Below are 17,726 nucleotides of genomic sequence, written 5' to 3'. Positions count from 1 at the left end.
GTCGCCGGCTTCGTCGAGCGCGCCGTGGCACAGCCGCACATCCGCCTGGTCACCGGCGGCAAGGCCGTGGAAGGCAACGGTTTCTTCTTCGAACCAACGGTGCTGGCCGATGCGCAGCAGGACGACGAGATTGTCCGTCGCGAAGTGTTCGGGCCGGTGGTGTCGGTGACCAAGTTCAGTGACGAGGCACAGGTGCTGGGCTGGGCCAACGATTCCGACTACGGCCTGGCGTCCTCGGTGTGGACCGCCGACGTCGGCCGCGCGCATCGCCTGTCGGCGCGCTTGCAGTACGGCTGCACTTGGGTCAACACGCACTTCATGCTGGTCAGCGAAATGCCCCATGGCGGGCAGAAGTTGTCGGGGTATGGCAAGGACATGTCGATGTATGGGCTGGAGGACTACACCGTCGTGCGGCATGTGATGTTCAAACACTAACCCCTTGTAGGAGCGAGCATGCTCCGGGCGGGTTTCCGACGATGGAGGTCAACGATAACGCGGGGAACCTGACGCCCCGCGGTGCCCTCCGGTTTCTCGCGAGCATGCTCGCTCCTACAGTACAGCGATGATTTCACCACGGTTTCAAGGTCGAAACCGGCATTACGCACCACTGGTTTCAAACACAACAATAACCACCGATCCGGGCAGCGCCTCCACGGCCCTGCCACGGCTTCGGACATCCGAAATCTGCCGATTTTCCGGAGAAACACACATGACTGCATCACCCGATCTCTCTACCGCCGTCGTCGACAGCGACGCCGAGCAACTGCGAAAACTGGGTTACACCTCCAACTTCAATCGCAGCATGAGCTTGTGGGAAAACTTCGCCCTGGGCTTCACTTATCTCTCGCCGGTCGTAGGGGTTTATACCCTCTTCGGCCTGTGCCTCGCCGCTGGCGGGCCGCCGATGTTCTGGGCCTATCTGCTGGTCGGTTGCGGCCAGTTGCTGGTGTGCCTGATCTTTGGTGAAGTGGTGTCGCAGTTCCCGATTTCCGGTGGCGTGTACCCGTGGGCCCGTCGCCTGGTGGGCAAGCGCTGGGCGTGGATGGTCGGCTGGATCTACTCCATCGCCCTGTGCGTCACGATTGCCGCCGTAGCCGTCGGCGCCGGCCCGTACCTGGCTGCCATGCTCGGTTTTGAACCGAGCAACAACACCAATATCGTCATTGCCCTGGTGCTGACGCTGTTTGCCACCCTGATCAACCTCAGCGGCACCAAGGTACTGGCGCGCATTGCCATGTTCGGCTTCCTCTGTGAACTGGTGGGTGCAGTGATCGTCGGCGTTTACCTGCTGGTCTTCGAGCGCCATCAATCAATTGGCGTGCTGTTCAACACCTTCGACATCAGCGTCGATGGTTCATACCTGCCGGCCTTCCTCACCGCCTCGCTGGCGGGTATGTTCCTCTACTACGGCTTCGAGGCCTGCGGCGACGTGGCCGAAGAAACCCCGAACCCGAGCAAGAAGATCCCGGTGGCCATGCGCATGACCATCTACATCGGCGGCATTGCGGCAATGTTCGCCTGCCTGGCACTGATCCTCGCCGTGCCAGACATGCAAGCGGTGATCGACGGCACCGACAAGGACCCGGTCGGCACCATCCTCAACAACGCTTTCGGCCCCGTGGGCTCGAAGATGGTGATGGGCGTGGTGATGATTTCCTTCATCTCCTGTGTCATCAGCCTGCAAGCGGCGGCGAGCCGCCTGTTGTACTCCTACGCCCGAGATGAAATGGTCATCGGCAGCCGACTGCTGAAGAAGATATCTCCGACCACCCAGGTTCCGGTTGCGGCGCTGTTCGTGTCCGGCGTCCTGCCAGCGCTGATCATCATCCTCGGCTTCTTCCTGCAGGATGCAGTCGCCACCATCGTCAGCTTCGCCGCCATCGGCATCTACCTGGCCTTCCAGATGATCGTGCTTGCGGCGCTGTATGCCCGCCTCAAAGGCTGGAAGCCCAGCGGCCAATTCACCCTCGGCGCCTGGGGCTGGCCGGTGAACATCTGCGCGCTGGTCTATGGCGTCGGCGCAATCGTCAACATGGCCTGGCCACGGACGCCGGATGCGGCGTGGTACATCAACTACGCCATGGTCTTGAGCACCACCATCGTCATTGGCCTGGGGTTGCTCTACATGTGGATCGCCAAGCCGTATGACCACGGCACAGCGCCTGCGGGGGATGCGTGGAAGGTTAGTCGCTAATGGAAATTGCCCCGGTGCCAAAAGACACCGGGGCAACCAAACGCTTTTAGCGGTCAAGCATTTCGAAACAGTTCCTGGCATCCCGTGGATGTATCCCCAGCTAGAGTTTCCCTACCACGCAAGTGGTACTGGTTGACGATAATCGCTGCAAGGCCTAGGGTGTTTACGTCGTTTACAGCGTATACATCTTTAGGAGAGCCACCATGGCCTCGCCCGTTTTGTCGTTTCGTGTCGAAGAACTCCTGGCCCAACAACTGGATCAGCTAGCGGCTGCCACCGACCGCGACCGTCAGTACCACCTCAAGCGTGCATTGGTTCGATATGTAGAAGCCGAGTCATGGCATCTGCAAGCCATAAGCGACGGCATATCCGATGCCGATGCTGGAAAACTGACCGACCTGGACGCCGTGAAGGCTAAGTGGGAAAAACGTGCCGAGCGTAGTACTGACTGAGAAAGCCGAAAGCGACCTGGACGCCATCCATGAACATTACCGAGAGGTCGTAGGCGCGGGTACTGCCATCGAGATCATTTCCACCATGCTGCAATGTTTCCGGCAGTTGGAACAGTTCCCCGGCTCAGGCAGGCCTTCTATCATGCCTGATGTACGAGAATTGGTACTTGGTCGTTATCCCTTCATTGCGCCGTATCGATTTGCCAATGGCCAGGTACAGGTGTTGAGGGTGCTGCATCAGCGTTCTGAACGTTCTCAGGATTGGTAAAGGGAGAACGTCCAGCCGCGACAGGATTGCCGCGACTGGATGTTCCATTTCTTCAAAACCGCGAAACACTGCGCATCGCATCCACCAGATAACGCATCGCAATGCGATCACTCTCCGACAACTCGCGATAGCGCTCCACCAACTTCATCTCCTCGTTATTGAGCCGACGTCTCCGCCGGCCAGTAGATAGGCACGCAAAGATTCCCAGGATTTCGGTGATGCCTTGTACTTTCGACATGGACGATGTCCTTCTCTACGTCAAAGAAAACTTCAGATATTGCATCGCCCTACCCTTTTCAGTAGCACCCTGTGTCCACTGAAGCCCACCGGCCCGAAGGGCAGAAACCGGTCATGCCCATAGAATAGAAATTATCTGGGCGCTGAAAAGGGCTTTTTAGAGTAATTAGTCGAAAAAAGCGTAAATGCCCTATAAATCAGAAACCCCTGTCGGAAACGTTAACCGACATCTCTTGTTTCATTGCCGCGCCATCGTCACGCCATCAATCATTTTTGCTGCGCAACCGAACGGTTTAAGCTATCCCTTATCTGTTTTAAGGCAGTTGCGTTTGGCCGAAGGCATGTCCGAACCGAAATTTTTGATCCAGCAGTGCCAGGAACGGCGCGGGATCGTTCACGACAGGTTGTACTTATGCATCGCAGGAATTTGCTAAAAGCCTCCATGGCCATCGCCGCCTACTCCGGTTTGTCGGCCACCGGCCTGCTCGCTGCCGGTGCCTGGGCAAGCAATGGCACAGCGGACGGCGAAGCCCAGGCGTTCGACTTCGAAGCGCTGAAGGTCCAGGCCAAGCAACTGGCCAGCAACCGCTACCAGGATACCAAGCAGGTGCTGCCGCCCACCCTGGCGACCATGACCCCGCAGAATTTCAATGCCATTCGCTATGACGGCAAGCATTCGCTGTGGAATGACTTGAATGGTCAGTTGGATGTGCAGTTTTTCCATGTCGGCATGGGTTTCCGCCAGCCGGTGCGCATGTACAGCGTCGATCCCAAGACCCACATGGCCCGCGAAGTGCATTTCCGCCCTTCGTTGTTCAATTATGAGAATACGTCCGTCGACACCCAGCAGCTCAAGGGCGACCTGGGCTTTTCCGGGTTCAAGCTGTTCAAGGCGCCGGAACTGGACAAACACGACGTGGTGTCTTTCCTCGGCGCCAGCTATTTCCGAGCGGTAGACGCCACTGGCCAGTACGGCTTGTCGGCCCGCGGGCTGGCAATCGACACCTATGCGAAGAAGCGCGAAGAATTCCCCGACTTCACCAAGTTCTGGTTCGAGACGCCAGACAAGGACAGCACGCGCTTCGTGGTCTACGCCTTGCTCGATTCTCCGAGCGCGACCGGCGCCTACCGTTTTGACATCGATTGCCAGGCCGAACGCGTGGTGATGGAGGTCGACGCCCATGTCAACGCGCGCACCGCCATCGAACAACTGGGCATCGCGCCGATGACCAGCATGTTCAGCTGCGGTACCCACGAGCGCCGTATGTGCGACACCATTCACCCGCAAATCCACGACTCCGATCGCCTGGCGATGTGGCGCGGCAATGGCGAGTGGATCTGCCGCCCGCTGAACAATCCGGCCACCCTGCAATTCAACGCCTTCACCGACAAGGACCCGAAAGGTTTCGGCCTGGTGCAGACCGATCATGAATTCGCCAGCTATCAGGACACCGTCGATTGGTACAGCAGACGCCCGAGCCTGTGGGTAGAACCGACGACCGCGTGGGGCGAAGGCTCTATCGATCTGCTGGAAATTCCTACCACCGGCGAGACACTCGATAACATCGTTGCCTTCTGGACCCCGAAAAAACCGGTCGCTGCCGGCGATTCACTGAACTACGGCTACAAACTCTACTGGAGCGCCCTGCCGCCTGTCGGCACGCCCTTGGCACGGGTCAACGCAACCCGTTCAGGCATGGGCGGTTTCACTGAAGGCTGGGCGCCGGGCGAACACTACCCGAAGGTCTGGGCCCGACGCTTCGCCGTGGATTTCAACGGTGGCGGCCTGGATCGCCTGCCGCCAGGCACGGGCATCGAACCGGTGGTCACCTGTTCCAACGGAGAGGTGAAGGACTTCAACGTGCTGGTGCTCGATGACATCAAGGGCTACCGCATCACCTTTGACTGGTATCCGACCAACGACAGTGTCGAGCCGGTGGAGCTGCGCCTGTTCATTCGCACCAATGACCGGACGCTGAGTGAAACCTGGTTGTACCAGTACTTCCCGCCGGCACCGGACAAGCGCAAGTACAGCTGACGGAGAAAACAAAGCCCCGGTCAAATCGACCGGGGCTTTTGGTTTGCGACCTCACTCAATCCCGCAAATCCGACTCATGAATGGGTTGGTCACGATGGGTCGCGCGGTGATATTGCGCCGGCCAAATGGCTTTGCGCCCACCCAGGTCATCGTCGGCATGCAATGCCCAATAAGGATCACGCAACAGCTCACGAGCGAGGAAGATGATGTCGGCCTGGCAGGTGCGCAGGATATGTTCGGCCTGTGCAGGCTCAGTGATCATTCCTACCGTACCGGTAGCGATGCCTGACTCCTTGCGCACACGTTCGGCGAAGCGGGTCTGATAACCCGGACCCGTGGGGATTTCCGCGTTGACGGCCGTACCGCCTGACGACACGTCGATGAGGTCCACACCCAAGTCCTTAAGGCGTCGCGCCAGCTCGACGGTTTCATCCGGGTTCCAGCCATCCTCCACCCAGTCGGTGGCGGACACCCGCACGAACAGCGGTAATTCTTCGGGCCAGACCTTGCGCACCGCTTCGGTGACCTGCAAGACCAGGCGAATGCGGTTTTCGAATGAACCGCCGTACTGGTCACGCCGCTGATTACTCAGGGGCGAAAGAAACTGGTGCAGCAGATAGCCATGAGCCGCATGCACTTCGACCACCTTGAAACCGGCGGTCAACGCGCGCTTCGCCGAGTCGACAAAGGCCTGGATGACGTCAGCGATCTCGCCTTCGTCCAGCTGCTTGGGTTGTGTGTGTTGCGGATCAAAGGCGATTGGCGACGGGCCAACCGGCAACCAGCCGCCCTCGTCAATCTTTACGCTGCCATGCTTGCCGAGCCAGGGTCGATAGGTACTGGCCTTACGCCCTGCGTGGGCCAGCTGGATGCCAGCAACGGCGCCTTGAGCGGCAATGAAACGGGTGATGCGTTGCAAGGGTTCGATTTGTTCATCGTTCCACAGGCCAAGGTCCTGGGCGGTGATTCGCCCGTCGGCCGTGACTGCCGTGGCTTCCGTAAAGACCAGTCCGGCGCCGCCGACGGCGCGACTACCGAGGTGGACCAGGTGCCAGTCATTGGCCAGGCCATCGACGCTCGAATACTGGCACATTGGCGATACCGCAATGCGGTTGAGCAGGGTCAATTGACGAAGAGTGTAGGGTTCAAGCAGCAGACTCATGGGGCACCTCTCAAATCAGTGGGCAGGCTCCAGGGTTCTGTTTGAATAGTCGACGAGTGACATGAAAGGGATGCAGCACCCGCCCCCGCGGGCAAAAAATTGACAATACGTCACAAGGATAATCAAGCAGTGCTTTAGAGCCTAGTCGACATCGGGGGATGTCGCCCCTCCCTGTAGGAGCGAGCATGCTCGCGATGGGGTCCCAGTCACCGCGGGGTGTCAGGTAGCCAGCGTCATCGTTGGCGACCATCGCGAGCATGCTCGCTCCTACAGTGCCAGGGGTTCAACGCGGTTCAATGTGGGCGATCATCAGTTGCACGGTCTCATTGCCGCGAAACTCGTTGACGTCGAGTTTGTAAGCCAGCTCCACCCACTTGATGGTCGGGTTTGGCCAGACCTCACGGTCGATCCCGAAGGCAATGCCATCGAGCTTGACCGAGCCGCACTCGCTCCTGAGCACCACCTTGAGGTGGCGTTCACCGACGACACGCTGCTCGACCAACTGAAACACGCCATGAAACAGTGGCTCCGGGAAGTGCTGGCCCCAAGGCCCGGCGTGGCGTAATGCACGGGCCAGTTCGAGGTGGAATTCTTCGACCGCCAGAACCCCGTCCGACAGCAAGCGCCCGGTCAGGTCTTCGTCGCGCAATTGCCGACGCACTTCGGCGTCAAAAGCTTCGGCGAACAGTGGAAAATTCGCCTCCGGCAGCGTCAGGCCAGCGGCCATGGCATGACCACCGTACTTGGTGATCAGGTTCGGATGCTGCGCCGCCACCACGCTCAGGGCATCGCGAATATGAAAGCCCTGTACCGAACGCCCCGAGCCCTTGAGCAACCCGTCGCCGGCATCGGCGAAGGCGATGGTCGGACGGAAATAACGCTCTTTCATGCGCGAGGCCAGGATGCCGATGACGCCCTGATGCCATTCGGGATCGAACAGGCACAAACCGAATGGCATCGATTCCACCGGCAAATCCTTGAGCTGGGCCAACGCTTCACGCTGCATGCCCTGCTCGATGGATTTACGGTCCTGGTTCATCCCGTCCAACTGCGCCGCCATTTCCCGCGCCAGCGCCACGTCTTCGGTCAGCAGGCATTCGATGCCCAGGCTCATGTCATCCAGTCGCCCGGCGGCGTTGAGGCGTGGACCGACGATAAACCCCAGGTCGGTGGAGGTGATGCGCGCATGATCACGCTTGGCCACTTCGAGAATCGCCTTGATCCCCGGCCGGGCACGTCCGGCGCGTATGCGTTCCAGGCCTTGATGCACCAGGATGCGGTTATTGGCATCCAGCGGCACCACGTCGGCCACGCTGCCTAGCGCCACCAAATCGAGCAATTCGCCGATGTTCGGCTGCGGCTTGCTGGCGTACCAGCCGAGTTCGCGCAAACGCGCGCGCAAGGCCATCAGCACATAGAAAATCACCCCGACGCCGGCCAGCGCCTTGCTCGGGAACGTGCAACCGGGCTGGTTCGGATTGACGATGGCATCGGCCAGCGGCAGGTCATCGCCCGGCAAATGGTGGTCGGTGACCAACACGTTGAGCCCGGCCTTTTTCGCCGCGGCCACGCCTTCGACACTGGAAATGCCATTGTCCACGGTAATCAGCAACTGCGGCTGACGCTCCAGGGCCACCGCAACGATCTCCGGGGTCAGGCCGTAGCCGTAGTCGAATCGGTTGGGCACCAGATAGTCGACATGCGCCGCACCCAACAGGCGCAAGCCCAAGGTGCCCACGGTACTGGCGGTGGCACCGTCGGCATCGAAGTCGCCAACGATCAGGATCCTCTGGCGCTGCTGGAGTGCGGTCACCAGCAGATCCACCGCTGCCTCGATGCCCTTGAGCTGCTGGAACGGAATCAGCCGTGCCAGGCTTTTGTCCAGTTCGGCTTCGGATTGCACGCCCCGCGCTGCGTACAGCCGGGTCAGCAGCGGTGGAATATCACCGAGAAATGGCAGGGTGTCGGGCAGCTGGCGAGGTTCGATGCGCATGGGGTGACAGGGGCTTCTCTTCAATACGTAGGATAAAACCGGTGAGGCAGCGACTGATCAGCCGCGTTCGCCCAACAGCCACTGCAACTGGACTTCATGCTGGCCGCGGTCGTCGGTGACGAAAATCGTCCCTTCGCTGATCATCACGTCCCACTTGATCACCCGGGGCATGTCTTTGGCCAGGGTTTCCAGGACTTCCTGAGGGACCGCCGCGATGTTGACGTTTTTCAGGTTCTTGATCGCCGGGATCACCTTGCCTTCCCACACGCGCAGGCTGCCGTAGGCCAGCAGGCTGGTGCGCTCGGTGCGGCGCGAGCACCAGGTCAGGCGATCGGCGTCCGGTTGGCCGACTTCGATCCAGTGCAGGACGCGGTCATCCAGGCTCTTCTCCCACAACGCCGGTTCATCCACGTCCGACAGGCCACGGCCGAACGACAGTTGCTCGTTGTACCAGAGGGCGTAGGCCAACAGGCGCACGGTCATGCGCTCTTCGGTTTCCGAAGGGTGGCGGGCGATGGTCTGCTTGACGGACTCGTAGACGCTGCGATCGAGGTCGGTGAGGTTCAGTTCAAACTTGTAGGTCGTGGACGGCTGGGCCATGAACGGGCTTCTTGATACGTGGAAAGGCGGCAAGTCTAACCGATGCAGCCACCAATCAACGAATAGAAGGCGATCTCCCTTGGGCGCCTGACAGTCGGCTATGTTAAAACTCTGTACTCGCTAAACCTTTGTCCAACAGGAGCCCGCATGCCGTCCTCTGCCAAACCGCTCTCAGGTCTGAAAGTCATCGAATTGGGTACCTTGATCGCCGGCCCGTTCGCCTCGCGCATTTGCGCTGAATTCGGTGCCGATGTGGTCAAGGTCGAATCGCCGGACGGCGGCGATCCATTGCGCAAATGGCGCAAGTTGTACGAGGGAACTTCGTTGTGGTGGTTCGTCCAGGCTCGCAATAAAAAGTCGCTGACGCTCAACCTCAAGCATCCGGACGGCCAGGCGGTCCTGAAGAAACTGCTCAGTGAAGCGGACATCCTGATCGAGAACTTCCGCCCCGGCGTACTGGAAAAGCTTGGCCTGGGCTGGGACGTCCTGCATGCATTGAATCCAAAGCTGGTCATGGTGCGGCTCTCGGGCTTCGGCCAGACCGGCCCGATGAAGGATCAACCCGGGTTTGGCGCGGTCGGCGAATCCATGGGCGGCCTGCGCTACATCACAGGGTTCGAGGATCGGCCGCCGGTGCGCACCGGGATTTCCATCGGTGATTCGATTGCCGCGCTGTGGGGCGTGATCGGTGCCCTCATGGCCCTGCGTCACCGCGAGGTCAATGGCGGTCAGGGGCAAGTGGTGGACGTGGCGCTGTACGAGGCGATCTTCGCCATGATGGAAAGCATGGTGCCGGAGTTCGACGTGTTCGGCTTCATCCGCGAGCGCACCGGCAACATCATGCCGGGCATTACGCCTTCATCGATCCACACCAGTGCCGATGGCAAGCATGTGCAGATTGGCGCCAATGGCGATGCGATCTTCAAGCGCTTCATGCTGCTCATTGGTCGGGAAGACCTGGCCAACGATCCGCTGCTGGCCAGCAACGACGGCCGCGACAGCCGTCGCGACGAAATTTATGGGGTCATTGATCGCTGGGTCAATTCGCTGCCCCTAGACACCGTCATCGCGCAGTTGAACCAGGCCGACGTACCGGCCAGCCGGATCTTCAGCGCCGAAGACATGTTCAGCGATCCTCAGTACCTCGCCCGGGAAATGTTCCTGCAGGCCAAGCTGCCCGATGGCAAGGACTTCAAGATGCCAGGGATCGTGCCGAAACTCTCAGAGACACCCGGTGATTGTGAATGGGTCGGCCCGCAACTGGGTGAGCACAATGCCCAGGTACTCCAGGAACTTGGCTATGACGCGTCGCAGATCACACAACTGCGCAAAGACGGAGCCATCTGAGCTCAAGCGTTTGTTTGCGCGACTCATCAAGCCCGGCCTGCTGTTGGCCGGGCAGCGCCTGGGCGCGTTGGCGAGCCTGGCCCTGATCGTTACGCTGGCCTCGCCGGTGTCGGCGCAGCCCAAGGAATCCCTGGTCTGGCTGAAACGCGATCTACCGCCGCTGTTCATTTTCAACGGGCCGGGAAAAGGCCAGGGGATCATCGATCAATTGCTGCGGCAGCTGATCGCCGGCATGCCGCAGTACCGGCACAGCGTGATGAAGGTCAATCGTGCCCGTGGCTTGCAAATGCTTCACGAACCGTCCCTCACCTGCGATGCAGCGTTGAACTGGAGCAAGGAACGCGAAAGCTGGATCGCATTTTCCCTGCCGGTCTTTCGCGCCATGAGCAATGGCCTGGCCGTGCGCAGCAACGAGCGGGAGGTACTGACGCCGTTCCTCAAGGATGGTGAGGTGGACCTGGCGGCCCTGTTGGCCACCGGCAACGTGACCTTGGGCATTGTTGCCGAACGCAACTATGGCGAATACCTTGACGCCCTGCTCAAACAGGCGCCGGGCAAGGCGCTGACGCTTCATTACGGCAACGACGCCTTGGGCAGCCTGCTGCAAATGCAACGCCTGGGACGCCTGCAGTTGCTGTTGGGCTATCGCCCGGAAATTCGCTATCAGGCGCGACAACAAGGGATCGCGGAAGAGGAGCTGCAGTTCTATCCGGTTCGTGGCACCGGCAGATACCTGTCCGGCTACATCGGCTGCACCAATACGCCCCTGGGGCGGCAGGCGATCATCGAGATCAACCAATTGCTGCGTGCCCTGCCCCGAGACCATTTGAGCGAGGCGTATGCCGGCTGGCTCGACCCGCAAAGCCGCACCGACTACCTGCGAGCAGCCCGGGAATTTTTCGAGCATCAGGACGGCTACTGACAATTGCCAGGCAAAAAGAAACCCCGAGAAGTGGGGAGACGACTCGGGGTTAAACGTGGTCTTTCAAAGACCAGTAACAGCAAGCGGCAAGCACCGGAGCACAATGCTTGATCCCACTGTTACTGGATCTGACTGATAAGGATGCAGGAAGGTTCCCACAACCGGCCATTCAATTTCGGCTAGCCACCAACTTGTCCTGTGCCGCATTGCGCAACGCTGCGATAACACAGGGCTCCAGGCGTCCTTCAGCAATCAGCACATCGCGGTGCAGGCCGTCGACGACATCCGTCAACTGACGCTTGTCGGCCAACTGCGCCTGATTGAACACCCGATCGACCACTATGGCACCGATAGCATTCTTCAAGGTCACCCGGCATTCGCCATGTATGCCTGACGGGGTTAACGTCACCTGGTACGGGCTCAGAGCCTCACCGAGCAATAGACTGATACTTTCCATCCGATCACCACTCAATAGTCCGAAAACAAAGTGCCTGGGGCGTGTGTACTGTAAATGACCGCTGGGCCGAGTAGAAAGTTCTGAAAACCGCGTGCAGTTGAGCCTGCGCCTGCGGTCGATAGAGCATGCACGGCGAAGATGACAGGGAAAAAACATCAGCCTCACGCCTGTCCGGCCAAACGGTACCTCCAGAGTAGGGAGAGCAAACCAGACAGGCTGGCGGCCAAAAGGCCCCATCCAGCCCATGGGGCAAATTGTTGCCAGGCTGTCGGGAGGGGATCGCCATCGAGCCACTTCGAACGCAAGGCACGTAGTTCAGCGGGAGGAAAAGCCTCAAGGGCCTTGTTGAGGATGCTCAGCAGTTGCAATTGGCCTTTGCGCACCGTCAGGTAGTCCGGGTCCCACTGGCCTTCCACGATTTGCCCCACCTGAAGCTGGCCCAAGGGTAAGAGTCGTGCGCCTGTTTCGCTTTCGATGGTGGCATGGGCCTCCCCGCTTTCCACCAGCGCGCGGGCTTGCGCATAGGTCTTGACCGAACGCAACTCGATGGTGGGGTGGTCACGACGAATCACCGCTTCCAGCACATGCCGGGTCGGCAGTACCAACACGTGCTTGGCCAACTGCTGCAGTGACTCGACCTGCGGTGCCCCGGCCCGCCCGACAAACACCCAGCCAGAGCCGCCATAGGAATGACTGAAATCCAGGAACACCCTGCGCTCGTCATTCATTGCCAGCGTGGTGCTCATGTCCGCTTCTGCGCGCTCCAGGCTTTGAAGCATATGCTCGATGGAGAATGACTCGACATGGACAAAGCGCAGCCCCGTCATGGCGCTGATGCGATCGAGCATGTCCCTGTTAAGGCCGCTCCACTGGCCATGTTGATTCTTGAACAGGTAGCGCGGGTATTCCAGCGACGCTACCTTGACGGGCGGATGCCCGGCAATCCATTCAAGTTCCCGGGCATCCAGCGCGATCCGGACACCGCCGCCCGCCTTTTCCGGTTCACGAGCCGGATCAGGCGCGGCGATTGCCCACTGGGCCAAGATGAACAGGACACTGAGCAATAGCAGCCAGCACGCCGCTGGCCTGGATCGTCTGTAAACCGGCATTGCCACATCCTTGCAGATCCGTTCGCCCCTCTCCGTGGACGAATCCTGTTGGCAAGTGTGGCATGCAAAAACAACAAAGCCCGTCAGTAGACGGGCTTTGTTGTGTGACAGGGTTTGCCCGTTACAAAGGCTTACCGCGGTTACCGTGCTGGCTGACAAAGGCCTGCACGGCCTTCAGGTCATTCGGCAATACGGTGCAGCGCTCGTCTCTTTCAAACAAATCAGAAAGATGTGCAGGCAGCTCGAGGGCTTTTCCTACACCGGCTTTCTCCACGGCGTCCGGGAATTTGACCGGATGGGCCGTGCCCAGGATCACCATCGGGATATCCAGGCTGCGACGGCATTCGCGGGCGGCCTTGACGCCGATCGCGGTGTGCGGGTCCAGCACTTCACCGGTCTGTTCAAAGACCTCGGCGATGGTTTCGCAGGTTTGCTCATCGTCCACGGCCAGTGAGTCGAACAGTTTGCGCGCTTCCGTCCAGCGCTCCTGTTCGACGCTGAAACCGCCGCCCTGCTTGAAGCTGTCCATCAGCCCGGCAATCGCCGCGCCATTGCGACCGTGCAGGTCGAACAGCAGGCGTTCGAAGTTCGAGGACACCATGATGTCCATCGACGGCGACAGGGTCGCGTGCAGGGTTTCCTTGACGTACTGGTTGCCGCTCATGAAGCGGTGCAGGATGTCGTTGCGGTTGGTGGCGACGATCAACTGGTTGATCGGCAGGCCCATGTTGCGTGCCAGGTAACCGGCGAAGATGTCGCCGAAGTTACCGGTTGGCACCGAGAACGCCACCGAGCGCGCCGGACCGCCCAGTTGCAGGGCTGCGTGGAAGTAGTAGACGATCTGGGCCATGATCCGCGCCCAGTTGATCGAGTTTACCGCCACCAGGCGCGTGCCCTTGAGGAAGCCCTGGTCGGCGAAGCTCGCCTTGACCATTTCCTGGCAGTCATCGAAGTTGCCTTCGATGGCGATGTTGTGAATGTTCTCGCCGAAAATGGTTGTCATCTGCCGACGCTGCACTTCGGACACACGGTTGTGTGGGTGCAGGATGAAGATGTCGACGTTTTCGCAGTGCTTGCAACCTTCGATGGCCGCCGAGCCGGTATCGCCGGAAGTGGCGCCAACGATCACCACGCGCTCGCCGCGTTTTTCCAGCACGTAGTCGAGCAGGCGACCGAGCAGTTGCAGGGCGAAGTCCTTGAACGCCAGGGTCGGGCCGTGGAACAGCTCCAGCACCCATTCGTTGCCGTTCAGCTGACGCAGCGGCGCGACGGCGCTGTGGGCAAACACACCGTAGGTTTCTTCAAGGATCTTTTTGAAATCGGCATCCGGGATGCTGCCGGTGACGAACGGACGCATAACGCGGAAGGCCAGCTCGTGATACGGCAGGCCGGCCCAGGAAGCGATTTCTTCCTGGGTGAAACGTGGCAGGTTTTCCGGGACGTACAGACCGCCGTCGGTGGCAAGGCCTGCCAGCAGGACGTCTTCGAAATTCAGGGCCGGTGCCTGGCCGCGGGTACTGATGTAACGCATGACTGACTCCATTGGGACAGTGTTCGCAATGCCGGGCGCCGGTCACGGCGCCCGGTAATCGATAACGGCTTAGTTCAGGTGCTCGACGCGAATCCGCACGACCGGGCCAACCACGCCCTGGAGCGCTTCCAGTGCCTTGATGGCGTCGTTGATACTCTGTTCCACCACACGGTGGGTCAGCAGGATCATCGGTACCAGGCCATCGTGCTCCTCGGCTTCCTTCTGCATGATCGATTCGATGTTGATGCCACGCTCGGACAGGATGCTGCCAACCTGGGCGAGGACGCCCGGATGATCCTTGGCCTGGATCCGCAGGTAGTACGCGCTTTCGCAGGCATCGATTGGCAGGATCGGGTGCGCCGACAGCGAATCCGGCTGGAAGGCCAGGTGCGGTACGCGGTTTTCCGGGTCCGAGGTCATGGCGCGAACCACGTCCACCAGGTCGGCAATCACCGACGAAGCGGTCGGTTCCATGCCAGCACCCGCACCGTAGAACAGGGTCGAACCGGCGGCGTCGCCGTTGACCATCACCGCGTTCATCACGCCGTTGACGTTGGCGATCAGGCGATCGGCCGGGATCAGCGTCGGGTGCACGCGCAGCTCGATACCGGCCGCGGTGCTGCGCGCCACGCCCAGGTGCTTGATGCGGTAGCCCAACGCTTCGGCGTAGTTCACGTCAGCGGTGGTCAGCTTGGTGATGCCTTCGGTGTAGGCCTTGTCGAACTGCAACGGGATGCCGAAGGCAATGGACGCCAGGATCGTCAGCTTGTGCGCCGCATCGATGCCTTCGACGTCGAAGGTCGGGTCGGCTTCGGCGTAGCCCAGGGCTTGCGCTTCGGCCAACACGTCTTCGAAGGTACGGCCTTTCTCGCGCATCTCGGTGAGAATGAAGTTGCCGGTGCCGTTGATGATGCCAGCCACCCAGTTGATGCGGTTGGCGGACAGGCCTTCACGGATCGCCTTGATCACCGGGATGCCACCAGCCACGGCTGCTTCGAACGCAACGATCACGCCCTTCTCGCGTGCCTTGGCGAAAATTTCATTACCGTGAACGGCGATAAGCGCCTTGTTCGCGGTGACCACATGCTTGCCATTCTCGATGGCCTTGAGTACCAGCTCGCGGGCAACGGTGTAGCCGCCCACCAGCTCTATGACGATGTCGATCTCAGGGTTCGTGGCCACTTCGAAGACATCGGTGGTAATCGCAATACCGGTCGTTTGGAACTGAGGCTTTGGCGTGCGCGTGGCAATTTGTGCCACTTCGATTCCACGCCCGGCACGACGAGCAATTTCCTCGGCGTTGCGCTGAAGTACGTTGAAGGTACCGCCACCGACGGTCCCTAACCCACAGATGCCTACTTTGACCGGTTTCACTGTGAACTCCCCATAAAACGGCCGACTCGAGGCCGGCCGTGAAAACAGCCGCATGCTCGCGGCTCACTATTGATGGCCCGACTGAGCTGCCGTCGGACCACACGCGTCAAAGGCTGACTCGAATTACTTGGCGCCCAGCGCCAGTTTGGCGACTTGTGGCGCTGGCTGGTAGCCCGGAATGACCTGACCGTCCGCCAAAACGATGGCCGGTGTGCCGTTCACACCAATCGACTGGCCGAGGGCGAACTGCTTGGACACCGGGTTATCGCACTTGGCGGCCTTGATTTCCTTGCCGTCGACCATCTTGTCCATGGCCGCTTTCTTGTCTTTGGAGCACCAGACCGCCTGCAACTGCTCGTCACCCGGCGAACCCAGGCCCTGGCGCGGAAACGCAACATAGCGCACTTCGATGCCGCGCTTGTTCAGTTCAGGCACTTCGGCGTGCAGTTTATGGCAGTACGGGCAGGTGGTGTCGGTGAACACGGTGATGTGCGACTTGGTTTCACCAATGGCCGGGTACACCACGGTTTCCGCGACAGGGATTGCGTTGACCAGCTTGGAAACGCCCAGGCGTTCGGTCTTCTCGGTCAGGTTGACCGGCTTGCCGTCCTTGAGCTGGAACATGTAGCCCTGGACGACGTACTGGCCGTCGGCACTGGCGTACAGCACACGGCTGCCCTGGAGCTTGACTTCATACAGGCCCGGCAGTGGGCTGGCGGAGATACTTTCTACCGGAACTTCGAGCTGGAGGTTTTCCAGGCTTTTACGAATGGCTTTATCGGCCGCGTCATCGGCGACGGCAAAGGTGCTGACCAACGCAATGGCGGCGGCGAAAATCTGGGTCAGACGCATGAGAACTCCTGAAGGCGGACAAATGAGACGCTCGGAACGCCCGTGCCGAAACACCGGGTCATAAACGCCCATCGTGCAAACCGGCAAAGCCTACCACATAAGGCTCGTGTGGCCGACTCCCGGTGATACAAGGCATCGCAGACCGTTTTTCTGTGGGAGCGAGCCTGCTCGCGAAAGCAGTGTGGCAGCCAAAGATGGTGCAGCTGGTCCACCGCATTCGCGAGCAGGCTCGCTCCCACAGGGGACAACATTAGCCTCGAGGATGGTGTTTGGCGTGCAGGTCCTGCAACCGCGCCCGGGCGACGTGGGTATAGATCTGCGTGGTCGACAGGTCGCTGTGGCCGAGCAGCATCTGCACCACCCGCAGGTCCGCACCGTGATTGAGCAAGTGCGTGGCGAACGCATGGCGCAAGGTGTGCGGCGACAGCGACTTGCCGATCCCGGCAACCTTGGCCTGGTGCTTGATCCGGTGCCAGAACGTTTGGCGGGTCATCTGCTCGCCGCGCAGGCTCGGGAACAACACATCGCTGGGCCGCCCGCCGAGCAACTCACCACGACCATCGCGCAGATAACGTTCAACCCAGACAATCGCCTCCTCGCCCATCGGCACCAGCCGCTCCTTGCTGCCCTTGCCCATCACCCGCAACACGCCCTGGCGCAGGTTGACCTGCTCCAGCGTCAGGCTGATCAGCTCTGTCACCCGCAGGCCACAGGCATAGAGCACTTCGAGCATGGCCCGGTCGCGCTGGCCGATGGCCTCGCTTAAATCCGGTGCCTTGAGCAAGGCTTCGACGTCAGCTTCCGACAGGGATTTGGGCAAGGGCCTGCCCAATTGCGGCATATCCACGCGCAAGGTCGGATCGATGGCGATCAGCTTTTCCCGCAGCAGATAACGATAAAAGCCGCGCACACCCGAGAGAAATCGCGCCGTGGATCGGGGTTTGTAGTTCTGTTCCAGGCGCCAGGCCAGGTGATCGAGAATCAATTCTCGACCGGCATTGACCAGCTCCAGGCCCTTCTCCTGCAGCCAGCCATTGAACAGGGCCAGATCGCTGCGGTAGGCATCGCGGGTGTTGTCGGAAAGACCCTTTTCCAACCACAGCGCGTCGAGAAATTGGTCTATCAGTGGATGATCGATAGCAGGCATGATCGCTCTAGGCACGCGATCCTGGGACAGCATGCGAAAAAAG

16 protein-coding genes and 1 pseudogene are annotated in these 17,726 nt (G+C 60.2%); 7 read left to right on the top strand and 10 right to left on the bottom strand.

Features of this window, described 5'->3' with window-relative positions:
* The 4 genes from PG5_RS03315 to PG5_RS33170 all read left to right on the top strand — a co-directional run.
* A partial coding sequence (locus PG5_RS03315; protein ID WP_155943707.1) for an aldehyde dehydrogenase family protein occupies positions 1-435 on the top strand: 435 nt, incomplete at its 5' end.
* 274 nt (positions 436-709) lie between these two features.
* Positions 710-2,194, top strand: coding sequence for an APC family permease (locus tag PG5_RS03310; RefSeq protein WP_020795661.1), 1,485 nt, complete (start codon positions 710-712; stop codon positions 2,192-2,194).
* Between the two features lie 203 nt (positions 2,195-2,397).
* Complete coding sequence (locus PG5_RS03305) at positions 2,398-2,646, top strand: CopG family ribbon-helix-helix protein (RefSeq protein WP_020795660.1); 249 nt, start codon at positions 2,398-2,400, stop codon at positions 2,644-2,646.
* Positions 2,624-2,914 carry a type II toxin-antitoxin system RelE/ParE family toxin gene (locus tag PG5_RS33170; RefSeq protein ID WP_020795659.1) on the top strand — a complete coding sequence of 97 codons (291 nt, stop codon included), beginning with the start codon at positions 2,624-2,626 and terminating at the stop codon, positions 2,912-2,914. The genes PG5_RS03305 and PG5_RS33170 overlap by 23 nt, the downstream gene beginning before the upstream one ends.
* Before the next feature lie 52 nt (positions 2,915-2,966).
* Here PG5_RS33170 and PG5_RS03300 read toward each other — a convergent pair whose 3' ends face one another.
* The gene (locus PG5_RS03300; RefSeq protein ID WP_020795658.1) at positions 2,967-3,152 is read right to left on the bottom strand and encodes a hypothetical protein; all 186 of its coding nucleotides are present in this window, start codon (positions 3,150-3,152) and stop codon (positions 2,967-2,969) included.
* Positions 3,153-3,563: 411 nt separating this feature from the next.
* Here PG5_RS03300 and PG5_RS03295 point away from each other — a divergent pair, with 411 nt between their 5' ends.
* Complete coding sequence (locus PG5_RS03295) at positions 3,564-5,189, top strand: glucan biosynthesis protein D (RefSeq protein WP_020795656.1); 1,626 nt, start codon at positions 3,564-3,566, stop codon at positions 5,187-5,189.
* Positions 5,190-5,244: 55 nt separating this feature from the next.
* Here PG5_RS03295 and PG5_RS03290 read toward each other — a convergent pair whose 3' ends face one another.
* The 3 genes from PG5_RS03290 to PG5_RS03280 form a co-directional block, all read right to left on the bottom strand.
* Positions 5,245-6,351 (bottom strand): NADH:flavin oxidoreductase/NADH oxidase, encoded by a 1,107-nt coding sequence (locus PG5_RS03290; protein ID WP_020795655.1) that lies wholly within the window; start codon positions 6,349-6,351, stop codon positions 5,245-5,247.
* A gap of 283 nt (positions 6,352-6,634) precedes the next feature.
* Positions 6,635-8,344 (bottom strand): single-stranded-DNA-specific exonuclease RecJ, encoded by a 1,710-nt coding sequence (gene recJ / locus PG5_RS03285; protein ID WP_020795654.1) that lies wholly within the window; start codon positions 8,342-8,344, stop codon positions 6,635-6,637.
* A gap of 57 nt (positions 8,345-8,401) precedes the next feature.
* Positions 8,402-8,944, bottom strand: coding sequence for a YaeQ family protein (locus tag PG5_RS03280; protein ID WP_008057823.1), 543 nt, complete (start codon positions 8,942-8,944; stop codon positions 8,402-8,404).
* 147 nt (positions 8,945-9,091) lie between these two features.
* On the opposite strand from PG5_RS03280, the gene PG5_RS03275 reads away from it, so the two are divergent.
* Positions 9,092-10,291 (top strand): CaiB/BaiF CoA-transferase family protein, encoded by a 1,200-nt coding sequence (locus PG5_RS03275; RefSeq protein ID WP_020795653.1) that lies wholly within the window; start codon positions 9,092-9,094, stop codon positions 10,289-10,291.
* Entirely contained in the window at positions 10,245-11,213 is a 969-nt protein-coding gene (locus PG5_RS03270; protein WP_042955224.1) for a TIGR02285 family protein, read from the top strand. The genes PG5_RS03275 and PG5_RS03270 overlap by 47 nt, the downstream gene beginning before the upstream one ends.
* Positions 11,214-11,382: 169 nt before the next feature.
* Here PG5_RS03270 and PG5_RS03265 read toward each other — a convergent pair whose 3' ends face one another.
* The 6 genes and pseudogenes from PG5_RS03265 to xerD all read right to left on the bottom strand — a co-directional run bounded on the left by PG5_RS03265 (position 11,383) and on the right by xerD (position 17,683).
* Positions 11,383-11,670, bottom strand: coding sequence for a DUF3509 domain-containing protein (locus PG5_RS03265; RefSeq protein WP_020795651.1), 288 nt, complete (start codon positions 11,668-11,670; stop codon positions 11,383-11,385).
* Positions 11,671-11,843: 173 nt separating this feature from the next.
* Positions 11,844-12,779: pseudogene (locus PG5_RS03260) on the bottom strand (transporter substrate-binding domain-containing protein); the annotation flags it as partial.
* A 121-nt stretch (positions 12,780-12,900) separates the two neighbouring features.
* Entirely contained in the window at positions 12,901-14,310 is a 1,410-nt protein-coding gene (thrC, locus tag PG5_RS03255; protein ID WP_020795649.1) for a threonine synthase, read from the bottom strand.
* Between the two features lie 69 nt (positions 14,311-14,379).
* Entirely contained in the window at positions 14,380-15,684 is a 1,305-nt protein-coding gene (locus tag PG5_RS03250; RefSeq protein ID WP_020795648.1) for a homoserine dehydrogenase, read from the bottom strand.
* 123 nt (positions 15,685-15,807) lie between these two features.
* Complete coding sequence (dsbC, locus tag PG5_RS03245; RefSeq protein WP_020795647.1) at positions 15,808-16,536, bottom strand: bifunctional protein-disulfide isomerase/oxidoreductase DsbC; 729 nt, start codon at positions 16,534-16,536, stop codon at positions 15,808-15,810.
* A gap of 250 nt (positions 16,537-16,786) precedes the next feature.
* On the bottom strand, positions 16,787-17,683 hold the full coding sequence (gene xerD / locus PG5_RS03240) for a site-specific tyrosine recombinase XerD (RefSeq protein ID WP_033041885.1): 897 nt from the start codon (positions 17,681-17,683) through the stop codon (positions 16,787-16,789).
* Positions 17,684-17,726 lie beyond the last annotated feature (43 nt).

It is taken from the genome of Pseudomonas sp. G5(2012), from assembly GCF_000408945.1.
Taxonomy (GTDB): Bacteria; Pseudomonadota; Gammaproteobacteria; order Pseudomonadales; family Pseudomonadaceae; genus Aquipseudomonas; species Aquipseudomonas umsongensis.
Note: the sequence above shows the minus strand (reverse complement) of the source record. Positions and strands in the feature narration are given on the sequence as shown.

Coding starts and splice junctions, on each gene's coding strand:
- PG5_RS03270 (WP_042955224.1), top strand. CDS start 10,245: ATGACGCGTCGCAGATCACACAACTGCGCAAAGACGGAGCCATCTGAG.
- thrC (WP_020795649.1), bottom strand. CDS start 14,310: ATGCGTTACATCAGTACCCGCGGCCAGGCACCGGCCCTGAATTTCGAA.
- PG5_RS03300 (WP_020795658.1), bottom strand. CDS start 3,152: ATGTCGAAAGTACAAGGCATCACCGAAATCCTGGGAATCTTTGCGTGC.
- PG5_RS03265 (WP_020795651.1), bottom strand. CDS start 11,670: ATGGAAAGTATCAGTCTATTGCTCGGTGAGGCTCTGAGCCCGTACCAG.
- dsbC (WP_020795647.1), bottom strand. CDS start 16,536: ATGCGTCTGACCCAGATTTTCGCCGCCGCCATTGCGTTGGTCAGCACC.
- recJ (WP_020795654.1), bottom strand. CDS start 8,344: ATGCGCATCGAACCTCGCCAGCTGCCCGACACCCTGCCATTTCTCGGT.
- PG5_RS03295 (WP_020795656.1), top strand. CDS start 3,564: ATGCATCGCAGGAATTTGCTAAAAGCCTCCATGGCCATCGCCGCCTAC.
- PG5_RS03275 (WP_020795653.1), top strand. CDS start 9,092: ATGCCGTCCTCTGCCAAACCGCTCTCAGGTCTGAAAGTCATCGAATTG.
- PG5_RS03310 (WP_020795661.1), top strand. CDS start 710: ATGACTGCATCACCCGATCTCTCTACCGCCGTCGTCGACAGCGACGCC.
- PG5_RS03280 (WP_008057823.1), bottom strand. CDS start 8,944: ATGGCCCAGCCGTCCACGACCTACAAGTTTGAACTGAACCTCACCGAC.
- PG5_RS03290 (WP_020795655.1), bottom strand. CDS start 6,351: ATGAGTCTGCTGCTTGAACCCTACACTCTTCGTCAATTGACCCTGCTC.
- PG5_RS03305 (WP_020795660.1), top strand. CDS start 2,398: ATGGCCTCGCCCGTTTTGTCGTTTCGTGTCGAAGAACTCCTGGCCCAA.
- xerD (WP_033041885.1), bottom strand. CDS start 17,683: ATGCCTGCTATCGATCATCCACTGATAGACCAATTTCTCGACGCGCTG.